Below are 13,710 nucleotides of genomic sequence, written 5' to 3' on the forward strand. Positions count from 1 at the left end.
CAATCGACCCGCTGTTTTCACGAACAGTGATGTAACTGTGGGAGCCGGCTTGCCGGCGACAGGGCCGGTTCAGACTGCCCTGTTCAGCTTCACCCAAGAGGAGAACTTGTCGATGAAACCCTGCAGAAACGGCCGGGTCTTGTCATTGAGCTTGCCACTGTCCTCGAAAAGGCTGGCCGCACCACCGATATAAGCTTCGGGCATCTGCATGCACGGCATGTCGAGAAACACCAGCGACTGCCGCACCGCATGGTTGGCACCAAACCCGCCAATGGCTCCGGGCGAAACGCTCACCACCGCCGTAGGTTTGCCACTCCAGGCACTTTGCCCGTAGGGACGTGAACCCACGTCGATGGCATTTTTCAGGCAGCCCGGTACAGAACGGTTGTACTCGGGGGTGACGAACAGCACCGCGTCGCTGCGCCGGATCTCATCGCGAAAGCGCTTCCACGGCTCGGGCACGCCCGCAGCCTCGACATCCTCGTTGTACAGTGGCAGATCGCCGATTTCGACGATTTTCAAGGCAAGACTGGACGGTGCCAGCTCTGAAAGGGCACGGGCCACCTTGCGGTTGTACGAATCCTTGCGCAAGCTGCCGACGACGACCGCTACCGAATACACCTGGCTCATGGCGATTTTCAACCTTTGCTGGGTTAAGAGACGTTGTAGTTATAGATGACCATTGCTCGGCGCTTAGGTTTTTTTCCTCCGCCGGAAAACTTCCAGGTACCATCCACGGTCTATTCCTGCAGACATTCCCTACGTAATTCAGAGGTTTTCACCTAAATGGCAGCAGTAATGGTCGGCCAATTCCACGCCCGTGACGCCGAAGGCCGTATCTACCCCGTACACGAGTTCCAAGAGTCCACCCTGCAGACTGACGGCAGCGCACAGGGCGCACCGGTTACCACCTATCGCCTGGCCATCGGCGACCGGGTCAACCACTTGGGTGAAGACCGTTTTGAACTGGTACAGACCGGCGTCGAGATCATTCGTATTCCTTGACGCAATCGACCGTATAGTTTCCGCTTTCGTTCTGCAGGCCGTGCACATCGGCGACGAAACCGGGAAAACCGCTGTTGAAGGCGCGGGCAAACACCAGGTAGTCGAGGATCGAGCGGGTTGCTTCAGTGAACCGCTCCCCCGGCATGATCAAAGGTATGCCGGGCGGGTATGGCACCAGCATGACTGCCGCGACGCGGCCGAGCAATGCCTCGATCGGCACCGCTTCCACCTCACCGCGCACCATATGGTCATAGGCCCGGGCCGGGCTGAGCGCCACTTCCGGCAAGCGACTGAACAACCCTTTGAGTTGCTTGGCCGTGGCATTGACGCGATAGCGTTGATGCAACTGGTTGCACAGGTCGCGCAATCCAATACCGTGGTAGCGTGCCGTGTCGACCGCAACGATGCTCGGCAGGCACTGGCTTAACGGAGTATTGCCATCATAATGGCGTTTGAACTCCAGCAACTCGGTCAGCAGCGTACTCCACTTGCCCTTGGTAATGCCCATCGAGAACAGCACCAGGAAGCTATAAAGGCCGGTTTTCTCCACCACCAACCCGCGCTCCCAGAGAAACTTGCTGACCACTGCCGCGGGAATGCCCTGCTCGTCCAACACCCCGTCGGCCCGCAACCCCGGCATCACCAAGGTGACCTTGAGCGGGTCAAGCAGCACATAATCGCCCGCCAATTCGCCAAAGCCATGCCACTGCGCCCCAGGTTGGAGCAGCCAGTCCTGCGCGGCGAGCTGATCGATGCCTTCTGCCCCCGGCGGCTGCCAGATACTGAACCACCAATCAGTGGCAGCGATATGTGCACGCAGGTTGGCCAGGGCGCGACGAAAGCTCAGTGCCTCGTCAAACATCTCTTGCAGCAGCGAGCGCCCTGCGTGGCCCTCCATCATGGTCGAAGCCACATCCAAAGAAGCGAGGATGCTGTACTGCGGCGAGGTGGAAATATGCATCATGAAGGCTTCATTGAAGCGACCACGGTCCAGTTGCCGCTGGGCGCCGTCCTGCACATGAATCATCGACGCCTGGCTGAAGGCAGCCAGCAGCTTGTGCGTAGAGTGCGTGCTGAACACCAACGGGCTGTCCTCGGTGCAGGCCGTACCCATCGCATAGCGCCCCGTGAAGAACTCATGAAACGCCGCGTAAGCGAACCAGGCTTCATCGAAGTGCAGCACCTCGGCGCTGCTGCCCAGAGCTTGCTTGATCAGCCCGGCGTGATAACACAGCCCGTCATAGGTTGAATTGGTCACCACCGCCAGCTTGATGCGCGGTTCGCGCCCTTTGGCCAAGGGGTTGGCCCGCACCTTGGCCTGGATCGATTCGGCGCTGAATTCGCTGAGCGGGATCGGCCCGATGATGCCCAGCTCGTTGCGCTCCGGGCATAGGTAGATGGGAATGGCGCCGGTCATGATGATGGCATGGACCACCGACTTGTGGCAGTTACGGTCCACCAGCACCAGGTCATCACGGCCGACCATGGCATGCCAGACGATCTTGTTGGCGGTGGAGGTGCCATTGATCACGAAGAAGGTATGGTCGGCACCAAAGTTGCGCGCCGCCCTGGCTTCGGCCGCTGCCAAAGGGCCAGTGTGATCGAGCAGCGAGCCCAGTTCCGGCACCGAGACGGACAAGTCCGAGCGCAAGGTATTCTCGCCGAAGAATTGATGGAAGGCTTGGCCCACCGGGCTTTTGCGGTAAGCCACGCCACCGCCATGGCCGGGCGTGTGCCAGGAATAATTGGACTGCGCGGTGTGTTGTACCAAGGCCTTGAAGAAAGGCGGCAGCAAGCCGTCGAGGTAGTTGTGTGCGGCACGTGCTACCTGGCGGGCGAGGAACGGCACGGTATCCTCGAACAGGTAAAGGATGCCGCGCAGCTGGTTGAGCTCGCTCATCGCTTCAGCAGGGGCGTTTTCCAGGGTGACCTGTTCGCCCAGGGCGAATATTGGCAGGTTCGGGGCACGCTGGCGGGCCAGGCGTACCAGCTCGGCCATGTTCTGCAACAAGTGAGTGTTTTCGCCGACGCCTTCGGCGGCGATCAGCATGCAGGCCAGCCCGTGATGGGTGGCAGCGACCAGACGGGCTTCAGCATTGTCTGCGGCGGCGAGAATGGCGAAGCCGTCCTGACGCAGTTCCTCGGCAATCCCCCGCACACGCTCGCCGGCAACGCTGTCGGCCTTTATGGCGCGGTGGACAATGAGGATGGGGAACTTGAGGTCCTTGTACATCAGGCTGCTACCTCCGAAGGACAGAGCATCCTTCACAGGGTAGTAGAGCCTGGTGCTGTCAGTACGGTCCTGTCGCAGGCACGCCGTTTCTTACACGAATTTGCAATTCAGTAAAAACATGGGAGCCGGCTTGCCGGCGACAAGGCCAGGGCAAGCTCAGCATGAACCGGCAGGCGTCTCGGTCAATGCCTGCCACATCGACGGCCCGCCCGCCGATTTGGCGATAGCCGCCAGGCGCTCTGCATGCGCCTCCAGTTCCTCGGCAGTGGCCATGATCACCCGCCCAGGCGCACGCCCGGTAATCCGGCGGATTTCGCTGCCACCGCTGCCCTGCCCTTCATTGTCGCCGTCAGCCCCATTGCCAGCCAGCGAAAGGCTGGTCTGGCCACCGGTCATTGCCAGGTAGACGTCAGCCAACAGCTCCGAGTCGAGCAGCGCGCCGTGCAGTTCACGGCCAGAGTTGTCGATATCGTAACGCTTGCACAGCGCGTCAAGGCTGTTGCGCTGCCCCGGGTGCCGGGCACGGGCCAGCAACAGTGTGTCGAGGATGGTGCAGTGCTGCGAGATGTCGGCGCGGTCGCGCTGGCCAAGCAGGGCGAACTCGTTGTTGATGAAGCCCACGTCGAACGCCGCGTTATGGATGACCAGCGTGGCGCCCTGAATGAATTCAAAGAATTCCTCGGCCACATCGCCGAAGCGCGGCTTGCCGACCAGGAACGCGTCGGTGATGCCATGGACATTGATCGCGCCCTCGTCACTCTCGCGGTCCGGCTGCAGATAGACGTGGAAGTGCCGACCGGTCAGGCGCCGGCCAATGACTTCGACGCAGCCGATCTCGATGATCCGGTGGCCTTCGCTGACCGGCATGCCGGTGGTTTCGGTATCGAGAATGACCAGGCGTTTATCTTGCTGCTGCTCCACGCGGGGCGCTCCAACTTGCATCAGTTACAAAGCCGAGGATTGTACCCCAGCTCAACGTTTGGCGCGTACCTCGTCGACGCCACGGTTGGCCAACTGGTCAGCGCGCTCGTTACCGGGGTGGCCGATGTGCCCGCGTACCCACTTCCAGGTGACCTTGTGGCGGTTGACCTGCTCGTCTAGCTGCTGCCACAGGTCGGCGTTCTTCACCGGCTCCTTCGCGGCGGTTTTCCAGCCGCGCTTCTTCCAGTTGACCATCCACTCGTTGATGCCCTTCATCACGTACTGCGAGTCGGTGGTCAGCACCACTTCGCATTCGCGCTTGAGTGCCATCAAACCCTGGATCGCGGCCATCAGTTCCATGCGGTTGTTGGTGGTTTCGCGCTCGCCGCCCCACAGCTCCTTTTCGACGCCCTTGTAGATCAGCAGGACCCCCCAGCCACCAGGGCCTGGATTGCCCTTGCAGGCACCATCGGTATACAACTCGACGCTATCGCTCATGTACCACTCATGTTCAGTGCTTTTCGGTGTCCGGGCTGACCGCGGTGCGGTTGACCTTGGCCAGTGGCAAAGGCAGCAGCTTGCCCATCGGTTCGCGGCGCTCCTGGCGCAGCGGCCTCAGGCCAACCACCATCTTGCGCGCTACCAGCAGGTAAACCCCGCCACCGGAGCTCTGCCAACCGCCTGCCACCCGTTCCCAGCCCGCCAGGCGTTGTTGCCAGGCCGGTGAGGCAAGCGGCGGACGATAGCACCCGAAGCGGCGTTTCTCCAGCGCGAAGCCCAGCAGGTTGAGCCAGTCACCGACCCGTGACGGCGAGATGCAGCGGGCCTTGCGCAGCGCGCCGTGGCTGAAGAAGTGGCGTATGCCCCAACTGCTCCAGGGGTTGATGCCGACGATCAGCAGATGCCCGCCGGGGCGTACGGCACTGGCGGCCTCGCGCAGCAGGCCATGGGGCGACAGGCAGAAGTCCAGGCCGTGCTGCAGCACCACCACGTCGGCGGCATGCTCGCTCAAGGGCCAGGCCTGCTCCTCGCAGACGATCTCCACCCCTGGCAGCGGCGCGCCCAGCCGCACGTTGCGCTGTACCTGAGGGGCGCTGGGCGGTGCCTCGGCGCAGGGGCCATAATGCACCAGGTACCCCCCGAAGAAGCGCCCGAGCTCCTCCTCCAACAATTTTTCTTCTTCTTTGAGCATCAGCTGGCCGAGCGGGCCGTGGAACCAGTCACGGGCCAGGCTGATCAGCTCGATCCAGGCCGGGTCGGCCTGGGCAAAGGGTTGGTCGGTCATTTGCGCTCTCCCTCGAAGGTTCTCGCACCGCGCCATCGCGGCTAAGATGGCCTCATGTGCCACGCTTGGCGATACGGATCCGCACCATGATACAGATCGATGCTCTCCCCGCTTTCTCCGACAACTACATCTGGTTGTTACAGGATACTGCCAAACGCCGCTGCGCGGTGGTCGATCCTGGTGATGCCGCCCCCGTGGAGGCATGGCTGGCCGCCAATCCCGACTGGGTGCTGGAGGATATTCTGGTCACCCACCACCACAATGACCACGTCGGCGGTGTCGAGCGGCTGAAAAAACTGACCGGTGCGCGGGTCAGCGGCCCGGCCAACGAGCGTATTCCGTGCCGTGACCTTGCCTTGGACGAAGGTGACGAAGTGACCGCGGTGGGCGTGACCTTCCAGGTTCTGGCGGTGCCGGGGCACACGCTGGGCCATATCGCCTTTTTCAGCGACCAGCCCGCGACGCCGGTGCTGTTCAGTGGCGACACCCTGTTCGCCGCCGGCTGCGGGCGGATGTTCGAAGGCACGCCAGAGCAGATGCAGCCGGCCCTCGCCAGGTTGGCCTCGCTGCCGGAGCGTACCGAGGTGTACTGCGCCCACGAGTACACCCTCAGCAACTTGCGCTTCGCCAAGGCCGTCGAGCCGCAAAATCCGCACGTTTTGCAACGATTCGATGATGTTACCCGACTGCGCGCCGACAATCGCATCACATTGCCATCAACTATCGGCCTGGAACGGCTGACCAACCCTTTTCTGCGAACCTCTGCAACATTAGTTAAACAAAAAGCTGACGAATGGAAGGGACATTCAAACACCACGCATGTCGCTGTTTTTGCTGCCTTGAGGTCTTGGAAGGACACCTTCTGATAACCTGAAGATATATCGCAACAGGCGCTCGAAGGTTGACCCGGCGGGATGCGGTTTCTAGAATCGCCGAAATTTTTTGCCCGGATACCCGTCCCCGCCGATGTCTTCCCGTAGCCGCAGAACCGCTCATTCAGTCGCCCTGACGCGCCTGGCCCAAATCAGTGCGCTGGCGCTGGCCGCCACCCTGGTGGGCTGCCAGAGCACCCGTCAGCTCGACGAATCCGACAGCGTTCGCGCGCACAGCTATCAGGCGCGGATCAAACACAAGCCCGTTCCGCTCACGGTCAAACCCGCCGAGCAGGCGCCGCAGGATGTGTGGGAGCGCATGCGCCAGGGCTTTGCCCTGCAAGACACCATCGACGTCAACCCGCGCATCGAGCAGCAGCGCCTGTGGTTTGCCAGCAACCCATCGTTCCTCGAAAACGCCGGTGAGCGCGGCAGCCTGTACCTGCACTACATCGTCGAGCGCCTGGAAGAACGCGACATGCCGCTGGAGCTGGCCCTGTTGCCGGCGATCGAAAGCGCCTACAACCCCATGGCCTACTCGCGCGCCCATGCCGCAGGCATGTGGCAGTTCATTCCCTCCACCGGGCGCCACTTCAATCTGCGCCAGACCAATTTCTACGATGGTCGCCGCGACATCACCGCGTCGACCAACGCCGCGCTGGACTACCTGAGCCGCCTGCACGACATGTTCAACGGCGACTGGCTGCTGGCACTGGCCGCCTACAACGCCGGCGAAGGCACCGTCAGCCGGGCGATCGAGCGCAACGAGAAACTCGGCCTGCCAACCGATTACTGGAACCTGCCACTGCCGCAGGAAACGCGCGATTACGTGCCCAAACTGCTGGCCCTGTCGCAGGTGGTCCTGACCCCTGAAGCCTACGGCGTGAACCTCAACCCGATCGCCAACGAGCCCTACTTCGAAGCTGTCGCCATCAAGGACCGTCTGGACCTGTCGCGGGTAGCCGCCTTCGCGAACATCGACGAAGACGAACTGATCCAGCTCAACCCGGCATTCAAGAAGCGCATGACCGTGGATGGGCCGAAACAATTGCTTGTACCTACGGCCAAGGCGCAACTGCTGTCCGACAGCCTCTCCAACCTCAAGCCTGAACAACTGGTCAGCCTGCAGCCGAACAAGGCCGTGTTCGCACGCGCCGTGGCCGAAGCCAAGGCGCCTGCCAGCGCGCGCAGTTACCGCGTGAAGCGGGGCGACAGCCTGAGCACAATTGCCAGGGCCAACCGGGTTTCGGTAAAGGATATTCAGCGCTGGAACAAACTATCGGGTAGCCGTGTAAAGGCCGGCCAGGTGCTGGCACTGCGTGGCGGTAGTGCGGCAGGCAACCGGGTGGCGGCATCCTCCAAGCGCTCTACCCAGTACAAGGTCCGTAAGGGTGACTCGCTGTATCTGGTGGCAAAACGTTTCAATGTAGAGATGAAGCACCTCAAGCGCTGGAATCCGCGCAGCGGGCATGCCCTCAAGCCAGGCCAGACCTTGACCGTCTACCTGGGGCACTGATGCGAACCGGGGGCTGCTTTGCAGCCCCGTAATCTCCTTCCAGACACACCCTTTTTCCAACCCCGCCAAGCTGTTACTGTAGCCCGACCAAAGCCCAACGCCTCTGGATCGGATGCCGACTTGATACGTCCCCTCCTGCTGTCCCTCAGCCTGGCCTTGAGCTTTCCCGCAGCCGCGATGGTGAGCGAAAGCCACGGATACGCGCAGTTCGGCACGCTCAAGTACCCAGCCACATTCACCCACTTCGACTGGGTCAACCCGCAAGCGCCCAAGGGCGGCACCTTGCGCGCCATGGCATTGGGCACGTTCGACACGCTCAACGCCTATACCTTCAAGGGTTCTAGCCCGGTCACAACGCCGAACTTCCTGCAGTACGGTGTCAACGAGCTCAACGAAACGCTGATGGTCGGTACCGGCATGTACGACCCTTCCGGGGACGAGCCCACCTCCAGTTACGGCCTCATCGCCCGCTCGGTGGAGTACAGCGAGGACCGCAGTTGGGTGGTGTTCAACCTGCGCCCGCAAGCGCGCTGGCATGACGGCAAACCGATCACCTCTGCCGACGTGGCCTTCTCCTACCGCACGCTGCTCAAGGACGGCCACCCGATCTACCGCACCAACCTGCAGGAAGTGCAGCGCGTCGATATCCTCGGCCCGCTGCGCATCCGTTTCGTGTTCAAGCGCGCTGGCAACCCGCTGCTGATCCTGCGCCTGGGCGAGATGCCGGTGCTGCCCAAACACTACTGGCAAGGCCGCGATTTCAAGGCCACCACCTTCGAGCCGCCGCTTGGCAGCGGCCCCTACCGTATCACCCAGGTACAGCCCGGCAGGCGCCTGGTGTTCGAGCGGGTAAAGAACTATTGGGGCAAGGACCTGGCGGTGAACCGCGGCAAGTACAACTTCAACCGCATCGAATACGAGTTCTATCGGGACGCCACAGTCGCGTTCGAAGCCTTCAAGGCCGGCGAGTTCGACATCTATATCGAGCATCAGGCAAAGAACTGGGCCAACGGCTACAACTTCCCGGCACTGCGCCGTGGCGAGGTGATAAAGGCCCAGATCCCGCATCGCATTCCGACCCAGACCCAAGGGTTGTTCATGAACAGCCGCCGCGCCACCTTCAGCGACGCCAGGGTACGCCAGGCGCTGGGCCTGATGCTCGACTTCCAGTGGACCAACCGCGCCCTGTTCAGCGGCGCCTACCGCCGCTCGACCAGCTACTACCCCAACAGCGAGTTTGCCGCCAGCGGCCTGCCTACGGGCAAGGAATGGCTGCTGCTGGCGCCGTTCCGTGACCAACTGCCGGAAAAGCTGTTCACCCAGCCCTACCAGGTCAGCCACACCGATGGCCGCGGCATCGACCGCCAGAGCCTGCGCCAGGCGCTGAGCCTGCTCGGCCACGCCGGCTGGAAGCTCGACGGCCAGCGCCTGGTGAACGCACAAGGCCAGCAGCTGCGCATGGAACTGCTGCTGGTGAATCCCAACCTCGAACGCATCCTGCAACCTTATGTCGAAAACCTGGCGAGCATCGGCATCGATGCGCGCTTGCGCACCGTGGACCGTGCCCAGTACAAACAACGCCTGGACCAGTTCGACTTCGACATGATTCTGATGACCTTGAGCCAGACCTTGAGCCCCGGCCTTGAGCAGTGGCTGTACTTCCATTCCAGCCAGGCTGCGACCAAGGGCAGCAAAAATTATGCTGGGGTCAAGGATCCGGTGGTCGACCATCTGCTCGACACCTTGCTCGCCGCACGCACCCGCGATGACCAGGTCGCCGCCGCCCGCGCCCTGGACCGCGTGCTTTCCTGGCAGTACTACATGATCCCCAACTGGTATCTCGACAATCACCGCCTGGCCTACCGCAACCGGTTCGGTTTCGTCACCACACCGCCCTATACCCTCGGGCTGAATACCTGGTGGCTAAAGACTTCGGAGAAAGCCCAATGATGCCAACGTACCGCCTGCGCCAGCTCGCGGGCAGCCTGCTGCTAGCCTGCCTGAGCCTGCCGGCCATGGCCGCGCCGCAACACGCACTGACCCTATATGATGAAGCGCCGAAGTACCCGGCCGACTTCAAGCATTTCGACTACGTCAACCCCGACGCGCCCAAGGGCGGCACCTTCCGCCAGTCCAGTTTCGGCGGATTCGACAGCCTCAACCCGTTCATCAACAAAGGCGTCGCCGCCGAAAACGTCAGCGCCATCTACGACACCTTGATGCGCCAGAGCCTAGACGAGCCGTTCACCGAGTACGGCCTGGTTGCCGGCAAGATCGAAAAGGCCCCGGACAACAGCTGGGTGCGCTTCTACCTGCGCCCCGAGGCGCGCTTCCACGACGGCCATCCTATGCGGGCCGAAGACGTGGTATTCACCTTCAACGCCCTGATCAAGGACGGCGCACCGCTTTACCGCCAGTACTATGGTGATGTTGCCCAAGTCGTCGCCGAAGACCCGCTGCGTGTGCTGTTCACCTTCAAGCACAAGAACAACCGCGAGTTGCCGCTGATCCTCGGCCAGTTGCCCGTGCTACCCAAGCACTGGTACGAAGGCCGCGAATTCAACCGCGGCAACCTGGAAATCCCGCTCGGCAGCGGCCCGTACAAGATCACCGAGGTCAAGCCCGGCCGCTCGATCCGCTACGAGCGGGTCAAGGACTACTGGGCCAAGGACCTGCCGCTCAACCGCGGCCAGTTCAACTTCGACGCAATGACCTTCGACTCCTACCGCGACAACACCGTCGCGCTGGAAGCACTCAAGGCCGGCCAATTCGATTATGGCCTGGAAACCAGCGCGAAAAACTGGGCCACCGCCTACAACGTTCCCGCCGTACGCGATGGCCGCCTGATCAAGGAAGAGCTGCCCAACGGCAACCCCACAGGCATGCAGGGTTTCATTTTCAACCTGCGTAAACCGGTGTTTCAGGACATCCGCGTACGCCAGGCGCTGAGCCTGCTGCTGGACTTCGAGTGGACCAACAAGCAGTTGTTCAACGGCGCCTACACCCGCACCGGCAGCTATTTCGAAAACTCCGAAATGGCCGCCCAAGGCCTGCCCTCGCCTGACGAGCTGAAGATCCTTGAGCCGCTGCGCGGCAAGGTCCCCGAACAGGTGTTCAGCGAGGCTTTCCACAACCCGCTCACCGACGGCAGCGGCATGATCCGCGAACAGCAGCGCCAGGCCTACAAGCTGCTGATGGACGCTGGCTGGAAGATCGTCGACGACAAGATGGTCGACAAGAACGGCAAACCGGTGTCCATCGAGTTTCTGCTGGCCCAGACCGAATTCGAGCGCATCCTGCTGCCGTTCAAACGCAACCTGGCCGACCTTGGCATCGACCTGAACATCCGCCGCGTTGACGTTTCCCAGTACATCACCCGCCTGCGCTCGCGTGACTTCGACATGATCGTCAGTGGCTATCCGCAGTCCAGCTCCCCAGGCAACGAGCAGCGCGAGTTCTGGTCCAGTGCCGCTGCCGACAACCCCGGCAGCCGCAACTTCATGGGCCTGCGCGACCCGGCGATCGATCAACTGGTCGAAGCACTGATCAACGCCGATTCCCGGCAAAGCCTGATCAACCACTCCCGCGCCCTGGACCGCGTGTTGCTGTGGGGCTACTACGTAATCCCCAACTGGCACATCAAGACTTGGCGCGTGGCTTACTGGAACCACATCGGCCACCCCGATGTTTCGCCCAAGTACGACATCGGCATCGACACCTGGTGGATCAAGCCAGACGTGACGCCAGCCGTGTCTGAAACGCCCGCGCAAGAGGCCAACTGACATGCTGGCCTACATCCTGCGTCGCCTGCTGCTGATCATCCCGACTCTGTTCGGCATCCTGGTGATCAACTTCATCATCGTCCAGGCCGCCCCCGGCGGCCCCGTGGAACAGATGATCGCCAAGCTCGAAGGCTTCGAGGGCGCCACCAGCCGGATCGCCGGCGGCGGCGCCGAAGTCTCCGTGGCCGGCTCCAACTACCGCGGCGCCCAGGGCCTCGACCCGGCGCTGATCGCAGAAATCGAGCGCATGTACGGCTTCGACAAGTCGCCCCCCGAGCGCTTGTGGATCATGGTAAAGAACTACGCCCAGCTGGATTTCGGCGAGAGTTTCTTCCGTGATGCCAAGGTCATCGACCTGATCGCCGAGAAGATGCCGGTTTCGATTTCGCTCGGGCTGTGGAGCACGTTGATCATGTACCTGGTGTCGATCCCCCTGGGCATCGCCAAGGCGGTGCGCCACGGCAGCCACTTCGACGTCTGGACCAGCTCGGCGATCATCGTCGGCTATGCCATCCCGGCGTTCCTGTTCGCCATCCTGCTGATCGTGCTGTTCGCTGGAGGCAGCTACTTCGACTGGTTCCCGCTGCGCGGCCTGACCTCGAACAACTTCGACGAGCTGTCCACGGCCGGCAAGGTGCTCGACTACTTCTGGCACCTGGTGCTGCCGATCACCGCCCTGGTGATCGGCAACTTCGCCACCATGACCCTGCTGACCAAGAACAGTTTTCTCGACGAGATCAACAAGCAGTACGTGGTCACCGCCAAAGCCAAAGGCCTGAGCCGCTCACGGGTGTTGTACGGCCACGTGTTCCGTAACGCCATGCTGTTGGTGATCGCGGGCTTCCCTTCGGCGTTCATCGGCATCTTCTTCACCGGTTCCCTGCTGATCGAGGTGATTTTCTCCCTCGACGGCCTGGGCCTTATGAGCTTCGAGGCGGCCATCAACCGCGACTACCCGGTGGTGTTCGGCACCCTGTTCATCTTCACCCTGCTCGGGCTGGTGGTGAAACTGATCGGCGACCTCACCTACACCTTGGTCGATCCACGCATCGACTTCGCCAGCCGGGAGCACTGACATGGCCTTGTCCCCTCTCAACCGTCGGCGCTTCGAGCGCTTCAAGGCCAACCGACGCGGCTGGTGGTCGCTGTGGCTGTTCCTCATCCTGTTCGGCCTGAGCCTGGGCGCCGAGCTGATCGCCAACGACAAACCGATTGCCGTGCGCTACGACGGCGAGTGGTTTTTCCCGGCCTTCAAGCGCTACCCGGAAACCACCTTCGGCGGCGAGTTCCCGCTGGAGGCCAACTACAAGAGCCCGTATATCCGGGAGCTACTGGCCAAAAAAGACAGCTTCGTGCTGTGGGCCCCGATCCCGTACAGCTACCAGAGCATCAATTACGACCTGCGCGTACCCGCCCCAGCGCCACCCTCGCCGGACAACCTGCTGGGCACCGACGATCAGGGCCGCGATGTGCTGGCGCGGGTGATCTACGGCTTCCGCATTTCGGTGCTGTTCGCCCTCACCCTGACCATCCTCAGTTCCATCATCGGCGTCATCGCCGGTGCCCTGCAGGGCTTTTACGGTGGCTGGGTGGACCTTGCCGGCCAGCGCTTTCTGGAGATCTGGTCCGGCTTGCCGGTGCTGTACCTGCTGATCATCCTCGCAAGCTTCGTGCAACCCAACTTCTGGTGGTTGCTGGGCATCATGCTGCTGTTTTCGTGGATGAGCCTGGTTGACGTGGTGCGCGCCGAGTTCCTGCGCGGGCGCAACCTCGAGTACGTGCGCGCCGCCCGTGCCCTAGGGATGCGCAACGGCGCGATCATGTACCGGCACATCCTGCCCAACGCCATGATTTCGACCATGACCTTCATGCCCTTCATCCTCACAGGCGCCATCGGCACCCTGACCGCCCTGGACTTCCTCGGTTTCGGCCTGCCACCGGGCGCGCCGTCGCTGGGCGAACTGGTGGCCCAAGGCAAGTCCAACCTGCAGGCGCCATGGCTGGGCATCAGCGCCTTTGCCGTGCTGGCGATCATGCTGAGCCTGCTGGTATTCATCGGCGAATCCGCCCGCGATGCCTTCGACCCGAGGAAGTGA

At 62.2% G+C, this 13,710-nt stretch carries 12 protein-coding genes; 7 read left to right on the forward strand and 5 right to left on the reverse strand.

The window, feature by feature from the left end; translation table 11 throughout:
- Positions 1–69 precede the first annotated feature (69 nt).
- Entirely contained in the window at positions 70–630 is a 561-nt protein-coding gene (chrR, locus tag JET17_RS17575) for a class I chromate reductase ChrR (protein ID WP_012315300.1), read from the reverse strand.
- 156 nt (positions 631–786) lie between these two features.
- Between chrR and JET17_RS17580 the strand changes: the two genes are divergently transcribed.
- On the forward strand, positions 787–1,005 hold the full coding sequence (locus JET17_RS17580) for a hypothetical protein (protein WP_012315301.1): 219 nt from the start codon (positions 787–789) through the stop codon (positions 1,003–1,005).
- On the opposite strand, the gene JET17_RS17585 is transcribed toward JET17_RS17580, so the two are convergent.
- From JET17_RS17585 to JET17_RS17600, 4 genes are all read right to left on the reverse strand, one after another.
- Positions 989–3,238, reverse strand: a complete 2,250-nt coding sequence (locus JET17_RS17585; protein WP_012315302.1) for an Orn/Lys/Arg decarboxylase N-terminal domain-containing protein — start codon at positions 3,236–3,238, stop codon at positions 989–991. The two genes, JET17_RS17580 and JET17_RS17585, sit on opposite strands and share 17 nt — an antisense overlap.
- Before the next feature lie 156 nt (positions 3,239–3,394).
- The gene (gene dnaQ / locus JET17_RS17590; protein WP_012315303.1) at positions 3,395–4,159 is read right to left on the reverse strand and encodes a DNA polymerase III subunit epsilon; all 765 of its coding nucleotides are present in this window, start codon (positions 4,157–4,159) and stop codon (positions 3,395–3,397) included.
- Positions 4,160–4,210: 51 nt separating this feature from the next.
- Positions 4,211–4,657, reverse strand: a complete 447-nt coding sequence (rnhA, locus tag JET17_RS17595; protein WP_012315304.1) for a ribonuclease HI — start codon at positions 4,655–4,657, stop codon at positions 4,211–4,213.
- 13 nt (positions 4,658–4,670) lie between these two features.
- Positions 4,671–5,444 carry a class I SAM-dependent methyltransferase gene (locus JET17_RS17600; protein WP_012315305.1) on the reverse strand — a complete coding sequence of 258 codons (774 nt, stop codon included), beginning with the start codon at positions 5,442–5,444 and terminating at the stop codon, positions 4,671–4,673.
- 86 nt (positions 5,445–5,530) lie between these two features.
- On the opposite strand from JET17_RS17600, the gene gloB reads away from it, so the two are divergent.
- The 6 genes from gloB (at position 5,531) to JET17_RS17630 (ending at position 13,710) form a co-directional block, all read left to right on the forward strand.
- Complete coding sequence (gloB, locus tag JET17_RS17605) at positions 5,531–6,310, forward strand: hydroxyacylglutathione hydrolase (RefSeq protein WP_012315306.1); 780 nt, start codon at positions 5,531–5,533, stop codon at positions 6,308–6,310.
- Positions 6,311–6,410: 100 nt separating this feature from the next.
- The gene (locus tag JET17_RS17610) at positions 6,411–7,832 is read left to right on the forward strand and encodes a lytic transglycosylase domain-containing protein (protein ID WP_012315307.1); all 1,422 of its coding nucleotides are present in this window, start codon (positions 6,411–6,413) and stop codon (positions 7,830–7,832) included.
- 120 nt (positions 7,833–7,952) lie between these two features.
- Positions 7,953–9,782 (forward strand): extracellular solute-binding protein, encoded by a 1,830-nt coding sequence (locus JET17_RS17615; protein ID WP_012315308.1) that lies wholly within the window; start codon positions 7,953–7,955, stop codon positions 9,780–9,782.
- On the forward strand, positions 9,779–11,614 hold the full coding sequence (locus JET17_RS17620; protein WP_012315309.1) for an extracellular solute-binding protein: 1,836 nt from the start codon (positions 9,779–9,781) through the stop codon (positions 11,612–11,614). Before JET17_RS17615 ends, JET17_RS17620 begins: the two co-directional genes overlap by 4 nt.
- A gap of 1 nt (position 11,615) precedes the next feature.
- On the forward strand, positions 11,616–12,689 hold the full coding sequence (locus JET17_RS17625) for a microcin C ABC transporter permease YejB (protein WP_012315310.1): 1,074 nt from the start codon (positions 11,616–11,618) through the stop codon (positions 12,687–12,689).
- 1 nt (position 12,690) lies between these two features.
- Entirely contained in the window at positions 12,691–13,710 is a 1,020-nt protein-coding gene (locus JET17_RS17630; protein ID WP_012315311.1) for an ABC transporter permease, read from the forward strand.

The sequence above is a fragment of the Pseudomonas putida genome, assembly GCF_016406145.1.
In the GTDB taxonomy this organism is placed as follows: Bacteria; Pseudomonadota; Gammaproteobacteria; order Pseudomonadales; family Pseudomonadaceae; genus Aquipseudomonas; species Aquipseudomonas putida_E.

Bases quoted from the DNA above. Each gene is read 5' to 3' on its own strand.
- chrR (WP_012315300.1), bottom strand. From the start codon at position 630: ATGAGCCAGGTGTATTCGGTAGCGGTCGTCGTCGGCAGCTTGCGCAAG.
- JET17_RS17580 (WP_012315301.1), top strand. From the start codon at position 787: ATGGCAGCAGTAATGGTCGGCCAATTCCACGCCCGTGACGCCGAAGGC.
- JET17_RS17585 (WP_012315302.1), bottom strand. From the start codon at position 3,238: ATGTACAAGGACCTCAAGTTCCCCATCCTCATTGTCCACCGCGCCATA.
- rnhA (WP_012315304.1), bottom strand. From the start codon at position 4,657: ATGAGCGATAGCGTCGAGTTGTATACCGATGGTGCCTGCAAGGGCAAT.
- JET17_RS17600 (WP_012315305.1), bottom strand. From the start codon at position 5,444: ATGACCGACCAACCCTTTGCCCAGGCCGACCCGGCCTGGATCGAGCTG.
- gloB (WP_012315306.1), top strand. From the start codon at position 5,531: ATGATACAGATCGATGCTCTCCCCGCTTTCTCCGACAACTACATCTGG.
- JET17_RS17610 (WP_012315307.1), top strand. From the start codon at position 6,411: ATGTCTTCCCGTAGCCGCAGAACCGCTCATTCAGTCGCCCTGACGCGC.
- JET17_RS17620 (WP_012315309.1), top strand. From the start codon at position 9,779: ATGATGCCAACGTACCGCCTGCGCCAGCTCGCGGGCAGCCTGCTGCTA.
- JET17_RS17625 (WP_012315310.1), top strand. From the start codon at position 11,616: ATGCTGGCCTACATCCTGCGTCGCCTGCTGCTGATCATCCCGACTCTG.
- JET17_RS17630 (WP_012315311.1), top strand. From the start codon at position 12,691: ATGGCCTTGTCCCCTCTCAACCGTCGGCGCTTCGAGCGCTTCAAGGCC.